At 74.0% G+C, this 21,366-nt stretch carries 17 protein-coding genes; all 17 read left to right on the top strand.

Translation table 11 applies throughout. The features are described from left to right. The first annotated feature begins 299 nt into the window (after positions 1 to 299). A complete protein-coding gene (gene galE / locus AC6EXY_RS24580; RefSeq protein ID WP_499818525.1) occupies positions 300 to 1,343 on the top strand; it encodes a UDP-glucose 4-epimerase GalE in 1,044 nt (347 codons plus the stop codon). Next, a complete protein-coding gene (locus AC6EXY_RS24575) occupies positions 1,343 to 2,974 on the top strand; it encodes a UDP-glucose dehydrogenase family protein (protein WP_243407687.1) in 1,632 nt (543 codons plus the stop codon). The genes galE and AC6EXY_RS24575 overlap by 1 nt, the downstream gene beginning before the upstream one ends. Positions 2,975 to 3,224: 250 nt before the next feature. Further along, entirely contained in the window at positions 3,225 to 4,547 is a 1,323-nt protein-coding gene (gene hisS, locus AC6EXY_RS24570) for a histidine--tRNA ligase (RefSeq protein WP_101832637.1), read from the top strand. Positions 4,548 to 5,260: 713 nt separating this feature from the next. Continuing rightward, on the top strand, positions 5,261 to 5,995 hold the full coding sequence (gene thyX, locus AC6EXY_RS24565) for an FAD-dependent thymidylate synthase (RefSeq protein WP_101832661.1): 735 nt from the start codon (positions 5,261 to 5,263) through the stop codon (positions 5,993 to 5,995). Positions 5,996 to 6,035: 40 nt separating this feature from the next. Then, positions 6,036 to 7,163, top strand: a complete 1,128-nt coding sequence (locus AC6EXY_RS24560) for an acetate/propionate family kinase (RefSeq protein ID WP_101832636.1) — start codon at positions 6,036 to 6,038, stop codon at positions 7,161 to 7,163. A gap of 215 nt (positions 7,164 to 7,378) precedes the next feature. Further along, positions 7,379 to 8,902, top strand: coding sequence for a hypothetical protein (locus AC6EXY_RS24555; RefSeq protein WP_499818527.1), 1,524 nt, complete (start codon positions 7,379 to 7,381; stop codon positions 8,900 to 8,902). A 21-nt stretch (positions 8,903 to 8,923) separates the two neighbouring features. Further along, on the top strand, positions 8,924 to 9,118 hold the full coding sequence (locus AC6EXY_RS24550; RefSeq protein WP_101832635.1) for a hypothetical protein: 195 nt from the start codon (positions 8,924 to 8,926) through the stop codon (positions 9,116 to 9,118). Between the two features lie 479 nt (positions 9,119 to 9,597). After that, complete coding sequence (gene dapA, locus AC6EXY_RS24545) at positions 9,598 to 10,605, top strand: 4-hydroxy-tetrahydrodipicolinate synthase (protein WP_101832634.1); 1,008 nt, start codon at positions 9,598 to 9,600, stop codon at positions 10,603 to 10,605. Beyond that, positions 10,602 to 12,287 (top strand): ribonuclease J, encoded by a 1,686-nt coding sequence (locus tag AC6EXY_RS24540; RefSeq protein WP_101832633.1) that lies wholly within the window; start codon positions 10,602 to 10,604, stop codon positions 12,285 to 12,287. The genes dapA and AC6EXY_RS24540 overlap by 4 nt, the downstream gene beginning before the upstream one ends. 380 nt (positions 12,288 to 12,667) lie before the next feature. Then, positions 12,668 to 15,292, top strand: coding sequence for an FtsK/SpoIIIE family DNA translocase (locus AC6EXY_RS24535; RefSeq protein WP_499818526.1), 2,625 nt, complete (start codon positions 12,668 to 12,670; stop codon positions 15,290 to 15,292). A 113-nt stretch (positions 15,293 to 15,405) separates the two neighbouring features. After that, entirely contained in the window at positions 15,406 to 16,251 is an 846-nt protein-coding gene (locus tag AC6EXY_RS24530; protein ID WP_101832631.1) for a helix-turn-helix domain-containing protein, read from the top strand. Between the two features lie 38 nt (positions 16,252 to 16,289). Then, positions 16,290 to 17,954 carry a 30S ribosomal protein S12 methylthiotransferase RimO gene (gene rimO, locus AC6EXY_RS24525; RefSeq protein WP_101832630.1) on the top strand — a complete coding sequence of 555 codons (1,665 nt, stop codon included), beginning with the start codon at positions 16,290 to 16,292 and terminating at the stop codon, positions 17,952 to 17,954. Then, on the top strand, positions 17,951 to 18,595 hold the full coding sequence (locus tag AC6EXY_RS24520) for a CDP-alcohol phosphatidyltransferase family protein (RefSeq protein WP_243407684.1): 645 nt from the start codon (positions 17,951 to 17,953) through the stop codon (positions 18,593 to 18,595). Before rimO ends, AC6EXY_RS24520 begins: the two co-directional genes overlap by 4 nt. Beyond that, complete coding sequence (locus tag AC6EXY_RS24515; RefSeq protein ID WP_101832629.1) at positions 18,585 to 19,895, top strand: competence/damage-inducible protein A; 1,311 nt, start codon at positions 18,585 to 18,587, stop codon at positions 19,893 to 19,895. The genes AC6EXY_RS24520 and AC6EXY_RS24515 overlap by 11 nt, the downstream gene beginning before the upstream one ends. A gap of 108 nt (positions 19,896 to 20,003) precedes the next feature. Further along, positions 20,004 to 20,318, top strand: coding sequence for a helix-turn-helix domain-containing protein (locus AC6EXY_RS24510; protein WP_101832628.1), 315 nt, complete (start codon positions 20,004 to 20,006; stop codon positions 20,316 to 20,318). Positions 20,319 to 20,438: 120 nt separating this feature from the next. Next, complete coding sequence (locus tag AC6EXY_RS24505; protein WP_101832627.1) at positions 20,439 to 20,906, top strand: Dps family protein; 468 nt, start codon at positions 20,439 to 20,441, stop codon at positions 20,904 to 20,906. Between the two features lie 194 nt (positions 20,907 to 21,100). Then, entirely contained in the window at positions 21,101 to 21,295 is a 195-nt protein-coding gene (locus AC6EXY_RS24500) for a hypothetical protein (RefSeq protein WP_101832626.1), read from the top strand. The last annotated feature ends 71 nt before the right edge of the window (positions 21,296 to 21,366 follow it).

The raw sequence follows: 21,366 nt of genomic DNA, 5'->3' as shown, positions 1-21,366 counted from the left end.
CCACTGCGCGCCCGACGGGACCGTTCCGTTGGCGGACAGCCGGAGCCGCGAAGGAGCGGAAACGGGATTCCGGACCCGGCCGCCCGGTTTGGCCGGGCCCGCGGCGGCGCCGCGATGGTCTGATTGTGGGGTCGGTGACCGTGCGACCTCGGAGTTATGTTCTCCTGTGCCAGTTGTCCGCGGCAACGACGCCGCGGCGCACCTCAGCGGTTCGCCTCGCCCGGGTCGGCTGTCGACGTGTGGCAGATGCCCGGGCGGCGGTGCGAGGTGATGACGAGGAAAGGGGACACGCAGCGGTGATGTCCACCGACCGGGCCGGGGCGATCCTGGTGACCGGAGCCACGGGATTCATCGGTTCACACACCTGTGTCGACCTGCTCGCCGCGGGCCACCGGGTGGTGGGTGTGGACAACTTTCTCAACAGTTCGCCACGCGCGTTGGACCGTCTACGCAAGGTCGCGGACCGCGACCTCGACTTCGTCCGTCTCGACGTGCGTGACCGCGACGCCCTCAACGAGGTGTTCCGCCGCTGGAAGATCGACGGGGTCGTGCACTTCGCCGCGCGCAAGGCGGTCGGCGAGTCGGTCGAGATGCCGCTGGAGTACTACGACACGAACGTCAACGCGACGCTCGGCCTGGTGCGCGTGATGGCCGAGCACGACGTCCGGCGGCTGGTCTTCTCCTCGTCCTGCTCCATCTACGGCACGGTCGACAGGGTGCCGATCACCGAGGACACCCCGGCCCGGCCGACGAACCCGTATTCGCGCACCAAGTGGATGTGCGAGCAGATCCTCGCCGACGTCTGCGCGCAGGACCCGGCCTGGCACGCCATCTCGCTGCGGTACTTCAACCCGGTCGGCGCCCACCCGTCGGGGCTGCTCGGTGAGGATCCGCGCGGCGTGCCGAACAACGTGATGCCCTACCTCGCGCAGGTGGCGGTCGGCCGGCGGGCGGAACTGGCCATCTTCGGCGACGACTACCCGACCCCGGACGGCACCGGCGTGCGCGACTACATCCACGTGGTCGACCTGGCCGAGGGGCATCGCCTCGCCCTCGACCACCTCGACGACCAGCCCGGCCACCGGGTCGTCAACCTGGGCACCGGCACGGGCACCTCGGTGCGGGAGCTGCTCGACGCCTTCTCCGCGGCCTGCGGCCGGACGCTGCCCCACCGGGTGGTGCCCCGCCGCCCGGGGGACGTCGCCGCGCTGGTGGCCGACCCGACGCTTGCCCGCGAGGCGCTCGGCTGGACGGCCCGCCACGACATCGCGCGGATGTGCCGGGACGCCTGGGAGTTCCAGCGTCTCAATCCAGCGGGGTACGACGATGAAGAGGGAGCCTGATGAGCACGTCGGACAGCCATGAGGACGCGGCGGACGGGCATCGGCCTCGACTGACGGTCATCGGAACGGGTTATCTCGGCGCCACCCACGCGGTCTGCATGGCCGAGCTGGGCTTCGAGGTGCTCGGCGTGGACGTCGACCAGTCGAAGATCGAGCGGCTGTCCGCCGGCGAGATCCCCTTCTACGAGCCCGACCTCGCCGACCTGCTGCGCGCGAACCTGGCGTCCGGCCGGCTGCGGTTCACGACCTCGTTCGAGGAGATCGCCGAGTTCGGCGACGTGCACTTCGTCTGCGTCGGTACCCCGCAGCGCGCCGACGGCTACGGGGCGGACCTCAGCCACCTCAACTCCGCGGTCGAGCGCCTCGCGCCGCTGCTGCGCCGCCCCTGCCTGGTCGTCGGCAAGTCGACCGTGCCGGCGGGCACCGCGGCCGGGATCGCCCGCACCCTCGCCCGCCTCGCCCCCGCGAACCATCCGACCGGGGCCGCGAGCGCCACGCCCGGCGCCGCCGTGCTGGCCGCGACCGGCACGAACGGGCGCGCCCAGGCCGCCACCCCCGACGCCGCCGGCCAGGGCGGGACCGTCGACGTGGATATCGTCCGCGAGCTCGGCGGCGTCCAGCTCGCCTGGAACCCGGAGTTCCTGCGCGAGGGCTTCGCCGTCGCCGACACCCTGCACCCCGACCGACTCGTGTTCGGAGTGGCCTCCCCGGCCGCGGAGGGCGCGCTGCGGTCGGCGTTCGCCCCGGTGATCGCCCAGGGGGTCCCGGTGATCGTGACAGACTACGCGACCGCCGAGCTTGTCAAGACCGCCGCGAACTCGTTCCTCGCGACGAAGATCTCCTTCATCAACGCGATGGCCGAGGTCTGCGAGGCGGTCGACGCCGACGTGCTCACCCTGGCCGAGGCGCTGTCCCACGACGTGCGCATCGGCGGAAACTTCCTGCGCCCCGGCGTCGGCTTCGGCGGCGGCTGCCTGCCGAAGGACATCCGGGCCTTCCAGGCGCGCGCCGACGAGCTCGGGGTCGGCGCGGCGCTGCGGTTCCTGCGCGAGATCGACGGGATCAACGACCGTCGCCGCGACCGGGTCGTCGAGCTCGTCGCCGCCGCGCTGGACGGCACCCTCGCCCACCGCCGGCTGCTGGTCCTCGGCGCCGCGTTCAAGCCGAACTCCGACGATGTCCGCGACTCGCCCGCGCTGGCTGTCGCCGACCTGCTCACCCGGACCGGCGCCGAGGTGACCGTCGTCGACCCGGTGGCGACGCACAACGCCCGCCGCGCGCTGCCGCAGGTCACCTACAGCGAGTCGGTGGACGAGGTCGCCGCGGGCGCCGACGCGGTCGTGCTGCTCACCGAGTGGCGCCAGTTCGCCGAGCTCGACCCGGTCCGGCTGGGCCAGCTGGTCCGCCGCCGCGTGGTCGTCGACGCCCGGCACGCTCTCGACGGCGACCGCTGGCGCCAGGCCGGCTGGGTCTACCTCGCCCCCGGCCGGCCGACGGGGGTCATCCCCAGCCCGGTGCCGGAGCAGCGGCCGTGGGCGGTCGGGCCCGATGCCGCCGGTTCCGACGGTGTCACGCCCGTGCGCGACCAGTCGATCGCCGGGATCGAGACCTCGGTCGGGCGCCCGTCCTGAGCGGCCGGCAGGCGGTGCTGACGGGCAGCGGCGCCCGGCGGCGCCGCGGGGCTGCAGTGGCGGGCCGGGGCGCCACGCGGTCGGGATCTACGGAGTAGGGTGCACGCACGTCTCCCCTCACGCGCCCCTGGGCGCGGGCCCGCCGTCGGGTGATCAGTCGACATCGGTGAGTACCAGCCCATGGCGCCGCCGTCGGCGTCCGGGCGGCGTGTGCCCACCCGATCGAGATCGATGAGGAGAGCTCCCGGCGATGAGTGACGCGCCGATCGTCCGCCCCCTGCCCGTCAGCGGCTTCCCGGAGTGGTTGCCGGAGGTCCGGATCGTCGAGCAGCGCTGGCTCGACACGATCCGCGTCGTCTTCGAGCGGTACGGGTTCTGCTCCGTGGAGACCCCGTCCGTCGAGGCGCTCGACGTGCTGCTGGCCAAGGGCGAGACCTCCCAGGAGGTCTACACGCTGCGCCGGCTGCAGGCCGACGCCGCCGACGACAGCGCCCGGCTCGGCCTGCACTTCGACCTGACCGTGCCCTTCGCCCGGTACGTGGCCGCGCACTTCAACGAGCTCGTCTTCCCGTTCAAGCGGTACCAGATGCAGCGCGTGTGGCGGGGGGAGCGCCCGCAGGAGGGCCGCTTCCGCGAGTTCACCCAGTGCGACATCGACGTCATCAACGTCGACCGGGTGCCGCTGCACTTCGACGCCGAGCTGCCCCGGATCGTGCACGAGGTGCTCACCACCCTCGGCGTCCCGCCCTGGACCCTCAACATCAACAACCGCAAGGTGCTGCAGGGCTTCTACGAGGGGATCGGGATCGGTGACCCGCTGGAGGTCATCCGGATCGCCGACCGGATGGACAAGATCGGCCCCGCCGGGGTGGCGGATCTGCTCACCACCCGGGCCGGCCTCGACGCCGATCAGGCGCGGGCCTGCCTGGACCTCGCGGCGATCCGCGCCCCGGGTGCCGGCGTCGTCGACGAGGTCCGCCGGCTCGGCGTCAAGGGCGACCTGCTCGACGAGGGCCTGGACGAGCTCGCCACTGTCCTGGACGACCTCGCCGACCTGCCGGCGGGCAGTGTCGTCGCGGACCTGTCGATCGCCCGCGGCCTCGACTACTACACCGGCACCGTCTACGAGGCGAAGTTCGTCGACTGGCCCGACTTCGGCAGCATCTGCTCCGGCGGCCGCTACGAGAACCTGGCCGGCTCGTTCATCCGCCGCAGCCTGCCCGGGGTCGGCATCTCGATCGGCCTGACCCGCATCTTCGCCAAGCTGCTCGCCGAGGGCCTGCTGACGCCCGGGCCGGCGAGCCCCGCCGACGTGCTCGTCGTCGTCCCCACCGCTGAGCGCCGGGCGCAGGCGCTGGCCGCCGCCGCCGCGCTGCGCGCCCGCGGCCTGAAGGTGGAGACCTACCACCAGGCCGACAAGCTGGCCAGACAGGTCCGCTACGCGGCGCGCAAGGGCATCGGCCACGTGTGGTTCCCGCCGTTCGCGGATGATCGCGATCACGAGGTGAAGGACATGGCCAGCGGCGAGCAGGCCACCGCCGACCTCGACACCTGGTCCCCGCCTCCCGCCTGACGTGACTCGCCCGGATGCGCGCGGCGGGTGGACCGCCGCGCCATCGCGGGAGGGCTGCCCGCCGCGACGTGGCCGGCCGGCCGGGGACTGACGGGGGCGGAGATCCCCGGGCCGGCCGGGCCACGCCGCGAGGGCGGGCGCTGTGACGCCTCGTCGTTGGGGACCGGCGGGGCGTCCATCTCCGGTGTACCACGGGTTCCCGGGGCGCCAATCCCTGTGCGCCGATCGCGTGACCGGACGGGTAAGTGGATGCCGACACCGGCCGCGTTGGGCGATTGCTGGCCCGCTCGGCGGATTGCTGACCGGCTCGACGCATTGCTGGTCCGCTCGCCGGATTGCCGTTCCGCGCGGCGGAATGCGGTCCCGTCCGGCGGGCGCGGTGCGCGGCCGCCGGGGGCCGCTCGGGTGCCCCGCGGCGGGGCCGGTGCGCGGGTGCGCCGCAGCGCGGCGGGTTCGCCGCGTCCGGGCGCATCGCCGGGTCCGGGGTACGCCGCCGGGCCCGGGGCGTCTACCGTGGTCCGGGTCCGCGTCGTGTGCCGGGCCAGCGGGCGCGTCGACGGTGGTGCGCCCAGAAAGGTGCGCGCCCAGGGAGGTGCGAGCCGATGGAGGTGGCAGTGTCACAGCCGGCGTCCGATCCGGTGTCCGGGCAGTCCGCGGCGTCCCGGCAGGTGCCCGAGCAGGCGGCGGCGCCCGTGGGGGTCGCGTCGGCCCGGATGCGGGTCCAGGTGATCGCGAAGACGGAGTTCCTGCCGCCGGCGGACGTGCCGTGGAGCACCGACGCCGACGGCGGGCAGGCGCTGGCGGAGTTCGCCGGGCGGGCCTGCTACCAGAGCTGGAACAAGCCGAATCCGGCGACCGCGACGAATTCCGGCTACCTGCGCCACATCCTCGACGTCGGGCACCTGTCCGTCCTCGAGCACGGGACGGTCACGCTCTACATCACCGGCGTGTCCCGCAGCCTGACCCACGAGCTGGTCCGCCACCGGCACTTCTCCTACAGCCAGCTGTCGCAGCGCTACGTGCCCGAACGCGACGCGGCCGTCGTCGAGCCCGAGGTCGTCGCCGCCGACCCGGAGCTGCACGCGCTGTTCCAGGAGGCCGCCGCGGCGTCGCTGGAGGCGTACTCGCGGCTGCTGGAGGGGCTGGAGAAGCGCTTCGCCGACGTCTCCGCGCCCACGTCGCGGCGCAAGCAGGCCCGGCAGGCGGCGCGCAGTGTCCTGCCGAACGCGACCGAGACCCGCATCGTCGTCACCGGCAACTACCGGGCCTGGCGGCACTTCATCGCCATGCGGGCCAGCGAGCACGCCGATGTGGAGATCCGCGGGCTCGCGGTCATGGCTCTGCGGGAGCTGCTCGAGGTGGCACCGAACGTCTTCGCCGACTTCCGCATCTCGACGCTGGACGACGGTACCGAGGTCGCCTCCAGCCCCCTCGTCGGCGAGGGCTGACCGTCCGCCAGGCGAGCTGATCGAGTGCGGGAGTCTGACCGTGCACGTGCTGGTGGTCAACAGCGGGTCGTCGAGCCTGAAGCTGCGCGTCATCGGCCCGGCCGATGACCTGCTCGCCCACGGCGACCTGGACGCGCCGGACGGCCGCCCGCGGCCGGACGAGCTCGACGCCGCCCTGGCCGAGCTCATCCGGGCCGCGGGCGCGCCGCGGGACGGGCTCGCCGCGGTGGGGCATCGGGTCGTGCACGGGGGCACCGAGTTCACCGGGCCGGTGCGCGTCGACGCGGCGGTCGCGGCCCGGCTGCGGGCGCTGACCGCGCTCGCCCCGCTGCACCAGCCCGCCGCGCTCGACGCCTATGACCTGGTCCGCGCCGCGCTGCCGGACCTGCCGCACGTCGCCTGCTTCGACACCGCCTTCCACAGCCGGCTGCCGGCGGCGGCGGCCACCTACGCGCTGCCCGCGGCGTGGCGCGAGCGGCACGGGCTGCGCCGCTTCGGCTTCCACGGCCTGTCGCACGCCCACGCCTCGCGGCGGGCCACCGAGCTCACCGGCGCCCGCCGGGTGGTGACCTGCCATCTGGGCTCGGGGGCGTCGCTCGCCGCCGTCCGCGGCGGGGTGAGCGTCGACACCACGATGGGCTTCACCCCGCTGGAGGGGCTCGTCATGGGCACCCGGTCCGGGACCGTCGACCCGGGCGCGCTGCTGTGGCTGCAGACCGAGGCGGGGATGACGGCGCGCGAGCTCACCGACGGGCTCTTCCATGCCGCCGGGTTACGGGGACTCGCCGGCACCGCCGACATGCGCGCCGTCGAGTCCGGGGCCCGTGCCGGTGACGCGGCCTGCGGGCTGGCGCTCGATGTGTACCTGCACCGCCTGCGCGGGCAGATCGCCGCGATGGCCGCGGCGCTCGGCGGCCTGGACGCCCTGGTGTTCACTGGCGGGGTCGGGGAGAACTCGCCCGGCGTGCGGGCGGGCGCGGCGGCCGGCCTCGGCTTCCTGGGGGTGACGATCGACCCGGAGCGCAACGCGGCGCCGCCGGCCGGCGCGGCGGCCGACCGGGAGATCGGTGCGCCCCGCTCGGCCGTGCGCACGCTGGTCCTGGCCGCCCGGGAGGATCTGGAGATCGCCCGAGGCGTTCGGTCGGTGATTGATCGTCGCGGAGGGTAAGGGGGTGCCTCGGTCTGGCGTCCGGTAATGTCAGGATTTGTGACCGCCGCCTCTCCTCTCGCTGACCACGGTCGGGCGGGGCGGGACGGCGGCGGGTGATCAGCGGGGGCGTCGGTGCCGGGCCTGGCCCGATCGGCCGGCTGCGGCGGTGGACGCGGCGTGACGACGCCGACCACGCGCCCGTCCTCGACCTCACGGACGTCGACGAGGTCACGATGACGCTGCTCGCCCCGCCCGCGCCCTACCAGGGGCTGCGGCGCCGGGTGGTCGACCAGTTCACCATCGTCAGCGCCAACCGGTGCCGGCTCGCCCGATCGGTCAACTGGGGCCCGCTCGACGCCGTCCTCAACGAGATCGTCCCGGTCACCGGCACCGGCCGGGTGGACACCGCGGGCCGGCTGCCGCCCGAGGTGCTGGTCCTGCTGCCGGTCTCGACGCTGTCCAAGCGGGCGCTGGTCGCCTTCGACCTGACCGGCCCCGGCGGCTCCGACGCCCATCTGATGCCCTACGGCACCTCCGTCGCCGTCCAGGGCAATCTGATCGCCGGGCTCGCCGATCCGCTCGGCGCGCCGCTGGACGAGACGGCCCGACGCGTCGTCGACGCGATCTCCCGGTTCCGGCCGGGTCGGCTGTCCGGCAACTATCCGCGGCTGGCAGCGACCCGCGGCCGCCCGCTGCGGCTCGGCGCGATCCGCACCTACCTGGAGCGCGAGGCGGACCTGGCGGTCACCGAGGAGCGGTTGCGCCGCTGGCGCGGGCTCGTGGGCGACGCGGAGCGGGCGCTCGCCGCGGCGCTGGGTGAGCCGTTCGACCCGCTCAGCAGCGCCGAGACGCTGCTGCTCGCCGTCGGGGAGCTGTGGCGGGACCCGGACGTGTCCGACGGGCTCGACCCGACGGCGATCGAGGGCTACCTCACCGCCTTCACCAGCTGGATCGACGCGCTGGTCGGCGTGGGCCCGGACGCGGTGCCGGTGCTGTCCACGGTCGCCGAGTACGGCCGGCGCTGGGAGGCCCTGGCCGCCGTCACCGTGGACCCCTACCGGCCGTTCCTGATCAAGTCCAGCGAGGAGCTGCGCACGATCCTGGTCCGCTCGGTGTTCGCCCGCTCGACCTTCGGCGGGTCGGTGCCACTGTGGCGCCAGCTGCTGCACCCGGCGGCGGTGATCGACGTCGACTCGGGCGGCACCGCCAGCCACCACGTCAGCATCGGCACCGACGACACCAGCATCGAGCTCGACACCCCGGTGATGGTCGACCAGTTCGGCGACCCGGTGCGGCGCACCTACATCGAGGACATCCAGCGCAACCGCGAGGTCTACGCCTTCTACACCACCGACGCCCGCAGACCGGCCCGATCCCGGCTGATCGTGGGGCTCAGCGTCTCCGCCGACGTGTCCCGGGTCACCGGCGCCATCAGCGTCCTGATGGCGCTGACGGTCGGGCTGTCCGCCCTGCCCGTCAGCCTCGCGCCCGACGCCGTCGCCGTGATCACGCTGCCGTCGTCGTTCGCGGCGACCCTGCTGCTCACCCGGGAGCGCAGCAGCCTCGCGGCCTGGGTCCTCGGACCGGTGAAGACGGTGCTGCTCGCGCTGCTGGTCGCCTTGGCGGTTCTCGCCGGGCTGCGGGCGGCAGGCTGGCACGCCCCGCCTGATTCCGCCCCTGCCAGCACCGTGGGCCGGGGGTGTGCCGTCGTCCCCGTCCCGGACCGGTCCGGTGGCGGTACTCTAAAGGCCGTGTAGCAGCGGACGGGACGGTGGCGGATGCCGAAGAACTACGGCCCGGGTGTTGCCTTCGGCACCCCGCGTGCCGGTGGGCTGCGCTCGCTGGTACGTCTCGGCCGTCGGGAGTTGTGGTTGCGGCTGGACCGCAACATGCTGGTCGCGGGCGATCGCGGGACGACCGCTGGGCTCACCTCGCCCGGCCGGGTGCCCAGGGGGTCCGCTCGCGCGCACTGAGTAGTTCCGTCCCGGGTATCTCGGTCGGCCCGGCTCCCTGCCGGGTGCCGTGGCGTGTCCCGGGCGGGTGGTGGTTGTGTCACCGGGCGGAGGTTCGCCCGGGCAGGTCGGCTCCGCGGGTGTCGGTGCGCGGCCGGAGTGGGCTCGCTCCCGGTGGCGGGCAAGCCCGGTGGTGCCGGTCGCGTGGTGCCGGGCACCGCGATGCCGGCGCTGGCCGTCGGCGTCGCGGTGGCGACGCGGTCGGGCCGTCGGGCGGTGGTGCACCGTCGCGCGGCTCCTCGCGGCGGTACCACGCGGCGCTGACGCGCGAGTGCGGTGAGGTCCGGTCCAGGGCAGCATGTCCACCCGGCGGCTGGTCGACCTGGCCAGGCCGGGCCGCGGGGCGGACGATGGAGTGGCGTGCGTGCACGCGCGGCTCCGGGTGGTGACGGGTGAGTTCGGTTCGATGGCCTGGCGGTAGCCCGCCGGCCGGGAGAGAGATGTCGGAGGTGCGCTCTAGCGTGACCGGTATGTCAGTGTTGCCGCCGGCGCCGTTCGGGCGCATGGCCACGGCGATGATCACGCCATTCCAGGCGGACGGCGCTTTCGACGAGGCGGGCGCGGCGCGCCTCGCCGCGCATCTGGTGGAGGTGGGCAACGACGCGCTCGTGGTCAACGGCACCACCGGGGAGTCGCCGACCACCAGCGACGCGGAGAAGACCCGCCTGGTCCGGGTCGTCGTCGAGGCCGTCGCCGGCCGGGCCCGCGTCGTCGCCGGTGTGGGTACGAACGACACCGCCCACACCGTCGAGCTCGCGCGTGCCGCCGAGGCCGCGGGCGCCGACGGGCTGCTCGTCGTGTCGCCGTACTACAGCAAGCCGCCGCAGGCCGGTCTCGCGCGGCACTTCGCCGCCGTCGCCGACGCCACCGGCCTGCCCGTCATGATCTATGATATTCCGGGTCGTTCGGGGGTGCCGGTCGCCACCGAGACGCTGGTCCGCCTGGCGGAGCACCCGCGCATCGTCGCCGTCAAGGACGCGAAGGACGACCTGGCCGCCTCCTCCTGGGTACTGGCGCGGACCGACCTCGCCTACTACGCCGGCACCGACGTCCTCACGCTGCCCCTGCTGTCGGTCGGCGGCTGCGGGGTCGTGAGCGTCGTCTCGCACGTGGCCACCGGTGCCATGCGGGCGATGATCGAGGCGTTCGCGGCGGGTGATGCCCGGCGGGCGATCGCGCTGCACCGGGGCCTGCTGCCAGCGTTCGAGGGGATCTTCCGCACCCAGGGGGCGATCCTCGCCAAGGCCGCGCTGAAGCTCGCGGGGCTGCCGGCCGGCCCGGTCCGCTCGCCGCTCGTCGACGCGACGCCGGCCGAGATCGCCCAGCTGCGCGCCGACCTCGCGGCGGCGACCCTCGACGTCGTCGATCCACCGGGTCCACCAGGTGGGCCCGCGCACCGGCCCGCCCGGGTCGGGTTCGCCGTCGCCGCGGCGGGGGAGGCCTCATGAGCCACCCGCACCCCGACTACGGACCCCCGCCGCCCCTGCGGGCCGACGGCCTGCGCATCATCCCGCTCGGCGGGGTCGGCGAGATCGGCCGCAACATGACGGTCTTCGAGCACTCCGGCCGGCTGCTGATCGTCGACTGCGGCGTGCTGTTCCCCGAGGATGTCCAACCCGGCATCGACCTGATCCTGCCGGACTTCTCGGCGATCCGGGACCGCCTCGACGACATCGACGCGCTGATCCTCACGCACGCGCACGAGGACCACATCGGCGCCGTGCCCTACCTGCTGCGCGAGCGCCGCGACATCCCGATCGTCGGCACCCGGCTCACCCTCGCCCTGCTGAACGCCAAGCTCACCGAGCACCGGATCAAGGCGGTCACGCAGGAGATCCGGGAGGAGGAGCGGCACACCTACGGCCCGTTCGAGTGCGAGTTCTTCGCGGTCAACCACTCCATCCCGGACGCGGTCGCCGTCGCCATCCGCACCGAGGCCGGCCTGGTGTTGCACACCGGCGACTTCAAGATGGACCAGCTGCCGCTCGACGGCCGGCTCACCGACCTCGGCGGGTTCGCCCGGCTCGGCCGGGAGGGCGTGGACCTGCTGCTGTCCGACTCGACCAACGCCGAGGTCCCCGGGTTCGTCACCTCGGAGCGGGAGATCGCCCCGGTGCTCGACGGGGTGTTCCGGGAGGCGACGCGGCGGATCATCATCGCCTGCTTCGCCAGCCACGTGCACCGCGTGCAGCAGGTGCTCGACTCCGCCGAGGCGCACGGCCGCTCGGTCTGCTTCGTCGGCCGGTCGATGGTGCGCAACATGGGCGTGGCCCGCGATCTGGGTCTGCTGCGGGTGCCGCCGGGCCTCGTCGTCGACGCCCGCGACATCGACTCGCTGCCTGACCGCAACATCTGCCTGATCTCCACCGGATCGCAGGGCGAGCCGCTGTCCGCGCTGTCCCGGATGGCCAACCGCGACCACCAGATCCGCATCCAGGCCGGCGACACCGTGGTGCTCGCCTCCAGCCTCATCCCCGGCAACGAGAACGCGGTCTTCCGCGTGATCAACGGCCTGACCCGCCACGGCGCCAGGGTCGTCCACAAGGGGGTGGCCAAGGTGCACACCTCCGGCCACGCCCCGGCGGGGGAGCTGCTGTACGTCCTCAACGCGACGCGGCCGTCCAACGTCATGCCGGTGCACGGGGAATGGCGTCACCTGCGGGCGCACGCCAAGCTCGCCGAGGCGACCGGCGTGCCCGCCGACCACGTCGTGCTCGCCGAGGACGGCATGGTCATCGACCTGCTCGACGGCCGAGCCCGGATCACCGGGGTGGTCCCGTGCGGCTACGTCTACGTGGACGGCGCCGCGGTCGGGGACGTCGGCGAGCCGAGCCTGAAGGACCGGCGGATCCTCGGCGAGGAGGGCTTCATCACGATCACAGTCGTGGTGGACGCAGCGGCCGGCAAGGTCGTCGTCGGGCCCGATCTGTCCGCGCGCGGGTTCACCGACTCGCCCGGCACCTTCGACGCGGTCGCGAAGCTGGTCAGCGATGCGATGTCCGACGCGATGCGGTCCGGGATGAACGACTCCTCCGCCCTGCAGCAGCTCGTGCGCCGCACGGTCGGCCGCTGGGTCAACGAGAACTACCGCCGCCGACCGATGATCGTCCCGGTGGTCCTGGAGGTCTGAGCCGGTGTCCTACCGCGGCACGCCCGGTTCGTCGGGGTTGCAGCGACTCGGCCCCCGGTCTGTGTAGCGTCTCGATGGTGGCCACACGGACTAGTGGCGCGCGGACGCGTGCGCAGACGGGGACGGCCACGGCCCGGCCGGGGGGCGGTGGACGTCAGGGTGCCGCGCGTGCGCGTGGTGGGTCGAGCGGATCCGGGGGATCCGCCGGCCGGGCAGGTCCCGAGGGCCGTTCGGGCTCGGGTGGCCGGGCCGGCTCGGCCACCAGGACTGGCGCCGGCGGCCGACCCAGGGCTTCGCCGCGCCCGGCGGCACGCGAGCGGCGGGCGCCGCTGTCCCTGCTGATCGGTCAGGCCGTCGTCCGCTCGGTCTACCGGGTGTGGATGGCCGCGGCGACGATGCTCGGCACGGCCCTGCGCCGCACCGGGCGCGGTGCCCGGGATCTGCGCATCGATCCGGCGCACCGCCGCGACGGCCTCGGTCTCGCCGCCCTCGGCGGGGCCCTGCTGTCCGCCGTGGCTGTGTGGTTCTCCGCCGCCGGGCCGGTCGGCTCCTTCATCGCCGCCGCGCTGGAGCTCTGCGTCGGCGCGGGCGCGTGGGTGCTGCCGCTGTTCGGCCTGGGTGCCGCCTGGCGGCTGGTGCGCTCGCCGACCGACCCGGACAGTCGCGGCCGGGTCGTGATCGGCTGGGCGGCGGTCACGGTCGGCCTGCTCGGCGTGGTGCACATCGCCCGCGGGCTGCCGGACTTCAGCGACGGCGCCGGCCGGGTGCGCGGTGCCGGCGGGCTCGTCGGCCTCGTCGGCGGCCTGCCGCTGGCCAGCGCGGTGACGCCCTACCTCGCCGTTCCGCTGTTGCTGCTGCTCTCCGCCTTCGGCCTGCTGGTGATCACGGCGACGCCGATCCGGCAGGTCCCCGAGCGGCTGACCGGCATCCTCGAACGCCTCACCGCCGGGGTCGTGCGCGACTCCACCGCCCGCGACGGCCACGACGACGAGTACGGGTTCGACGAGGACGTGGTCGACGACTACGGCCTCACCGACGACCTGATGGCGGACGAGCGGGCCGGTGGCCGTCCGTCCCGGCGCTCCCGCGGTGCTCGGAACACCGCCGCGGCGGACGACGCCGGGGCGGCCGGGGACCCGGCGGCGCCGGGCGGCCCCGACGTCTACGACGTCGACACGGATGTGGACGAGGGCCGCGGGCGCCGCCGGTCGCGACGCGGGAGAGCCGCCGCGGCCTCGGCGGTCAACGCGGCCTCGGCGGACAACGCGGCGCCCGACGCCGCCGGCGATCTGACCCTCGACCTGTTCGGCGAGGTCGCCGGCCCGGAGGCCGACACCGGCTACGCGGACGACGCGGACGCCGACGAAGCGGCCGCCGGCGCCGCGACGGCTGGGGCGGCCGGGGCCTCGGGGCGCCGCCGCGGCCGGGAGCGGGTGGCGCGGGCGAGCGCCGGTGCCGCCGACACGGCGACCGGCAGCGCCGGCCCGGGCTCCCCGGGCGCCGCCGGCGAGATCGAGCACCTCGTCCCGCCGATCGACGGCGACTACACGCTGCCGTCACCCACACTGCTGCGCTCGGGCACGCCGCCGAAGGTTCGCTCCGCGGCCACCGACGCCGTCATCGCGTCGCTGACCGACGTGTTCAGCCAGTTCAAGGTCGACGCCAAGGTCACCGGCTTCACCCGGGGTCCGACGGTCACCCGCTACGAGGTCGAGCTCGGTGCCGCGGTCAAGGTCGAGCGGATCACGCAGCTCGCGAAGAACATCGCGTACGCGGTGAAGAGCCCCGACGTGCGGATCATCAGCCCGATACCGGGCAAGAGCGCGGTCGGCATCGAGATCCCGAACACCGACCGCGAACTCGTCTCGCTCGGCGACGTGCTGCGCAGCGGCGAGGCGTTCGCGAACGCTCATCCGCTGGTCGTCGGCCTCGGCAAGGACATCGAGGGCGGGTATGTGCTCGCCAACCTGGCGAAGATGCCGCACATCCTCATCGCGGGCGCGACCGGCGCCGGCAAGTCGACGTGCATCAACACCCTGATCACCTCGGTGCTCGCCCGGGCCACCCCGGACCAGGTGCGGATGGTGCTCGTCGACCCCAAGCGGGTGGAGCTGACGAACTACCAGGGCATCCCGCACCTGATCACGCCGATCATCACGAACCCGAAGAAGGCGGCCGACGCGCTGCAGTGGGTCGTGAAGGAGATGGAGAACCGGTACGAGGACCTGGCCGCCTGCGGGGTTCGCCACGTTGACGACTTCAACCGCAAGGTGCGGGCCGGGGAGATCGTCACCCCGCCTGGTTCCGAGCGGGTGTACACGCCGTACCCGTACATCCTGGCGATCGTCGACGAGCTCGCCGACCTGATGATGGTCGCCCCGCGTGACGTGGAGGACGCGATCTGCCGGATCACGGCGATGGCGCGCGCGGTCGGGATCCACCTGGTGCTCGCCACCCAGCGTCCGTCCGTGGATGTCGTGACCGGCCTGATCAAGGCGAACGTGCCGAGCCGGCTGGCGTTCGCGACCGCCTCGCTCGCCGACAGCCGCACGATCCTCGACCAGGCCGGCGCGGAGAAGCTCGTCGGCCTCGGTGACGCGCTGTTCCTCCCGATGGGGGCGAGCAAACCGGCCCGTATTCAGGGTGCGTTCGTCTCCGAGGACGAGATCGCCGCCATCGTCGACCACACGAAGGAACAGTCCCCGCCGGCATTCCGGGAGGACGTGTTCGACGGGGGCGGCGAGGCCAGGAAGGAGATAGACGAGGAGATCGGTGATGATCTGCAGCTTTTCCTGCAGGCGGTCGAGCTCGTCGTGAGCACCCAGTTCGGTTCCACCTCGATGCTGCAGCGCAAGCTGCGGGTCGGGTTCGCCAAGGCCGGCCGGCTGATGGATCTGATGGAAAGCCGCGGCATCGTCGGTGCCAGCGAGGGTTCGAAGGCCCGCGACGTCCTGGTCATGCCGGACGAGCTGGAGGGCCTGCTCACCACTCTGCGCGCGGGATAGGCCGGGCCCCGGACGGGTAGGTCCGCGCTTTCGGGGTCGGGTCGCGGACCGTAAACTTCGGGTGCGTGCCTGCACGGCAGGCAGCGATATATGAACGGGTGCGGAGGTCGGTCATGCAGTCCGTGAACGATCCCCAGCCGGCCAGCGCCGGCGCCCAGCTCGCCGCGGCCCGCCGTGAGCGGGGGCTGACGGTGGACGAGGTCAGCGCGCGCACCAGGGTCCGCGCGAGCCTGATCGAGCAGATCGAGCGGGACGACTACGCGCACTGTGGCGGCACCGTGTACGCGCGGGGTCATCTGCGCAGCATCGCCGGCACCCTCGGGCTCGACCCGGGACCGGTTCTCGCCGCGTATGACGCGTCCCACGAGTCGCTGACCGGGCCGGTCCTCGTCGTGCCGCCGGGCGAGTTCGATCCGCTGCGCGGCGGTGCCGGCGGCGGGGGCGGCCGGGGCGGCTTCCGCTGGGGCACGGCGATGATCGTTTCGCTGGCGGTGGTGTGCGTCGTGGCCGTCGTGCTCCTGCTGCTGCCCGGTGGGTCCGGAAAATCCGGCGACGCGTCCGGTTCGGCCCGCCAGCAGCCGGCGAGCGCGGCGCCGAGCCGCCCGCCGACTCCCGCGTCCGCCGCGCCCACGACGCCGGCCAGCCCCGCCCCGACCGGGGTGAACGTGGTGCTGGCGGCGCGGGACGCACAGAGCTGGCTGGAGGTACGCGACGACGACCGGCACGTCCTGCTCTCCCAGCTGCTGCACACCGGCGACTCGCGGACGGTCACCGCGCCCGGCGCGCTGCACATCCGGATGGGCAACGCCGGCGCGGTCGACGTGTCCTGCAACGGCAGGAGCCTCGGCCCGTCCGGCGGCCCCGGCCAGGTGGTCACGATCACCGTCAGTGTGGGCGCCTCCGGCAGCTGCGAGGTCGGGCCGGACGGGCAGGGCCCGCTGTCCGCCATGTCGGGCTGATGCGGCGCCGCCCAGCGGCGTCCCGGTAGCCTGACCTCGTGTCGACACGCGTCCCCCGCCGGGTAGCCCTGATCACGCTCGGTTGTGCCCGCAACGAGGTGGACTCGGAGGAGCTGGCCGCTCGGCTCGCCACCGAGGGCTTCGAGCTGGTCGACGAGGCCGCCGACGCCGACGCTGTCGTGGTCAACACCTGCGGTTTCGTCGACGCGGCGAAGAAGGACTCCATCGACGCGCTGCTCGCCGCGGACGATCTGCGCGCGCCGTCCGGCGCGGCCGGGGACGACGCCGCGGCTGCTGACGGCGCCGCCGGCCCGCGGGCGGTGGTGGCCGTCGGCTGCCTGGCCGAGCGCTATGGCCGGGACCTGGCGGAGAGCCTGCCCGAGGCGGACGCGGTGCTCGGCTTCGACGCCTACCCGTCCATCGGCGAGCACCTGCGGGCGGTCCTCAGCGGCGCCGCCGTGCCGGCGCACGCCCCGCGCGACCGGCGCACCCTGCTGCCGATCACCCCGGTGGAGCGCGGCGCCGCGGCCGGCGGCCATGCCGGTGCCGGCGTGCACATCCCGGGCCATGGCGCGGCCCCCGCTGCGGCCCCCAGCTCCGGCCCGGGCCCGGGTTCCGTGGCCGGGGCGTCGCCGGTGCGACGGCGGCTGACCACGGGTCCGGTGGCGCCGTTGAAGATCTCCAGCGGCTGCGACCGCCGCTGCGCGTTCTGCGCGATCCCGTCCTTCCGCGGCTCGCACGTCTCCCGACCGGCCGACGACGTGCTCGCCGAGGCCGAGTGGCTGGCCGGCCAGGGCGTGCGCGAGCTGGTGCTCGTCAGCGAGAACTCCACGTCCTACGGCAAGGACCTCGGTGATCTGCGGGCACTGGAGAAGCTGCTGCCGCGGCTCGCCGCCGTGCCCGGCATCGTCCGTGTGCGCACGGTCTACCTCCAGCCGGCCGAGCTGCGGCCCTCCCTGCTGGAGGCGCTGCTGACGACGCCGGGGCTCGCACCCTACCTGGACCTGTCCTTCCAGCACGCGAGCCCGGACGTGCTGCGCCGGATGCGCCGCTTCGGCGGCGCCGAGCACTTCCTCGACCTGCTGCGCCGCGGCCGGCGGCTGCTGCCCGACCTCGGCGCCCGCTCCAACGTCATCGTCGGCTTCCCCGGTGAGACCGCCGCCGACCTCGACATCCTGGCCGACTTCCTGGTCGGCGCCGACCTCGACGCGATCGGCGTGTTCGCCTACTCCGACGAGGAGGGCACCGAGGCCGTCGGGTTGCCCGGCAAGCTCGACGAGGAGGAGGTCGAGCGGCGCCGGGCCCGCATCACCGACCTGGCCGAGCAGCTGACCGCCGCCCGGGCGGAGCAGCGGATCGGCAGCCGCGTCCAGGTGCTCGTCGAGGAGGTCGCGGGCGGGCTGGCCCATGGCCACGCGGGGCACCAGCAGCCCGATGCCGACGGGGCGTGCGTGGTGCGGCTGGGACCCGCCGCGCGCGCCGAGATCGGCGACCTGGTCGAGGCCCGGGTCGTCGCGACAGAGGGGGTGGACCTGATCGCCGAGTTCACCGCGGTGCTCGACCGGGCGCCCCGGCCCGTCGCCGGGCTGGCGGAACCGACCTCCTCGCCGCCGCCCGCGGCGGCCACATCCGCGCCGTCGCCGCGGGGAGTGGGGCGGGTGCTGTCGGCCCTGCCCGCCGGCCGCGGCGCGGCGCGAACGTGACGGCCCCGCCCGCCGGCGCCCCGGGCGACCGGCCGGCCGTGCCGGTGCTCAACGTCGCGAACATCCTGACGATCGCGCGCCTGATCCTGGTACCGGTGTTCGTGGCGTTCCTGTTCGCCGGACCCGACACCGACACATGGCGGTACGCGGCCTTCGGGGCCTACGCCGTGGCCGCGATCACCGACCAGATCGACGGCTCGATCGCCCGCCACTGGCGGCTCGTGACCGACTTCGGGATCCTCGTCGACCCGATCGCCGACAAGGCGCTCACCGGCGCCGCGCTCATCTCGCTGTCGGTGCTCGGCGAGCTGCCCTGGTGGGTGACGGCGCTCATCCTGCTGCGCGAGGTCGGCGTGACGCTGCTGCGGCTGTGGGTGATCCGGTTCGGGGTGATCGCCGCGAGCCGCGGTGGCAAGGCCAAGACGCTGCTGCTGAACGTGGCGATCGGCCTCTACGTCCTGCCGCTGGGCGGTCCCGCCGCGACGTTGCGCGCCGTCATCCTGGCCGCCGGGGTGATCGTGGCCGTCGCCACCGGCATCGACTACATCTACCGGGCGCTCGCGCTGCGCCGGCGGGCGGCCAGTGGCACCGCGGGTGCCGCGACGGCCGACGACGAGGAGGAGTGGGCGGATGCGGGCTGAGTTGCTGGCCGTGGGGGACGAGCTGCTCTACGGCGACATCGTGAACGGGAACGCCGCGTGGCTCGGCCGCCAGCTCGCCGACGTCGGCGTGGACGTCGCGACCTCCACGGTGGTCGGCGACGAGATCGAGACGATCGCCACCGCCATCCGGGCGGCCCTCGCCCGTGCCGACGCCGTCGTCCTCACCGGCGGTCTCGGGCCGACCCAGGACGACCTGACCCGCGAGGGCATCGCCGCGGCGGCGGGTGTGGGGCTGCGCCGCAACGACTTCCTGGAGGCGGAGCTGCGCCGCCGCTTCCAGGCGATGGGCCGCGACGGGTCCGCGCTGCCCGCGATGAACTTCCGCCAGGCGGAGCTGCCGGACGGCGCGCAGCCGCTGCCGAACACGGCCGGGTCCGCCCCGGGCGTGCGGATGGAGATCGGTGCCGGTGTCGTCTACGCGATGCCGGGTGTGCCCTTCGAGATGACGGCGATGTTCACCGCCAGCGTGCTGCCCGATCTGCTGCGCCGCGCCGGGCAGCCGGCGGTGGTCGTGCACCGGGTGCTGCGGACCGCGGGCATGTGGGAGTCGGTGGTCGCCGAGGCGCTCGCGGCCGAGGTCGACCGGCTCGCCCCGATCGGCAACCCGCGCATTGCCTTCCTGGCCAGCGGCGGGCAGACCCGGGTCCGGATCACCGCGCGCGCCCGGGACCGGGCCGAGGCCGAGGCGCTGATCGCCCCGGTGGAGACGGCGGCGCGGGCCGCGCTCGGTGCCGGCGTCTACGGCGGTGACGAGGACTCGCTGGAGAGCGTGGTGCTGGGCCTGCTCGGCGCGCGCGGGGCCACGCTGGCGGTCGCCGAGTCGCTGACCGGTGGGCTGCTCGCCGCGGCGCTGACCGACGTGCCCGGCGCGAGTGCCGTGCTGCGCGGCGGCGTGGTCTCCTACGCGACCGAGGTCAAGGCGTCCGCCCTCGGGGTGGACGCGGACCTGCTCGCCACCGAGGGAGCGGTGTCGGCGCGCACCGCCGCGGCGATGGCCGCCGGCGTGCGTGAGCGGCTCGGCGCCGACTACGGACTGTCGACGACCGGCGTCGCGGGCCCGACCGAGCAGGAGGGCAAGCCGGTCGGCACGGTGCACCTCGGTCTCGCCGGGCCGGACGGCACGATCACCCGATCGGTTCTGCTGCCGGGCGACCGGCCGCGGGTGCGGACGAACGCCGCCGTGGCCGCGCTGGACCTGCTGCGGCGTACCCTGGCGGGACTCCCCGACGGGGATCTCGTCACGGGCGGTGAGCGCACCTCCGGCGGGTCTCGGGACTAATCGCCGGACCCGAGTTGCTTACACAGTTACAGTCCCATCAACGAGGGCCTGTGGGCCGTGGTGGTGGGTATACGGTGAACGCATCCCGCGGACGAAGGAGGAGGCTCGATGGTCCTGCTCCGACGCATGATCGGCGAGGCGTTGCGCCGCCGCCGTCAGGATCAGCACCGCACGCTCCGGGAGGTGTCGTCGGCGGCCAGGGTGTCGCTCGGCTACCTCTCCGAGGTCGAGCGTGGGCAGAAGGAGGCCAGCTCCGAGCTGCTCGCCGCGATCTGCGAGGCTCTGGGAGTACGCCTCGCGGACCTGCTGCGCGAGGTCAGTGAGGACCTGGAGCTCGCCGAGCTCGCGGTGGGAGCGGCGGTCGGTGGCGGCGCCACGGTCGTCGTGCCGGCCCGCCCGACCGTCGTGGAACGCGCGGCCTGAGCTCGTCCGCTCCGGCTGCGGTGTGGCGGCGACGGTGGGAGCGCGCGCCCGGCTTACCGGTCTCATTCCGGGGCACGCCTGTGGAGGCAGGCGGCAATCCGAGAGTGAGAGAGGACGAGCATGAGCGCGATCCGAAGCCCACTGTCCGACGAGGCCCGCACCATCACCGGCGAGGCGCTGCAGGGGGCCCTGATCGATCTGATCGACCTGTCCCTGTTCGCGAAGCAGCTGCACTGGAACGTCACCGGGCGAACCTTCCGCAGCGTCCACCACCAGCTCGACGATGTCGTGGAGCTGGCCCGCCGCTATGCCGACCAGACGGCGGAACGGGCGGTGGCGATCGGGGTGAACCCCGACGGGCAGTCCACGACGGTGGCCCGCGGCACGCACCTGCACGGCGTCGAGGTGGGCTACGTCGCGGACGAGAAGGTGGTCCGACTGGTCACCGAAGTACTCGCGGGCGTCATCACACGGATGCGTACCCGGATGGACGCCACCGAGAAGCCCGATCCGGTCACCCAGGACCTGATCATTGATATCGTCCATGACCTGGAGGAACAGCACTGGATGTTCCAGGCGATGATCTGACGTCTCTCCAAGCCGGGGTGCCATCCGATCGTCGGCGGGTCGACCGCAGCCCGGGAGCCAGGCCCGAACGGGCCAGTTCTGGTGGCGGTGGGCGCGTCGATCTGCCACCCTCGCCGGTTAGCGTTCGTGACGCAGCTTGAGCCCGTCGTCCCGGGCACGGCGCCCGGGTCCGCCCGCAGGGGAAAGAAGGCCACGTGAGCACCGCCTCGCGACCCGAGGAGGATGACGTCACCCCAGGCCAGCTGCCCATCCAGGTATGCAAGGGCTGCAACGGTCTCGGTGAGCAGCTGGTCGTGTTCGCCACCGCCCGCGGTGGCTTCGTCCCGGCCTGCCGGTCGTGCGCGGTATGTGACGGCCGCGGCCGTACCGTCCTGCATCCCCCGGTCTGACCTCGCTGCCGGCCGCCGCCACCAGCCCGTCCTCGCGCCCGCCTGCCGGTCTCGCCTCCGCGAGGGTCGTC

Source organism: Frankia sp. RB5, assembly GCF_059816245.1.
Note: the sequence above shows the minus strand (reverse complement) of the source record. Positions and strands in the feature narration are given on the sequence as shown.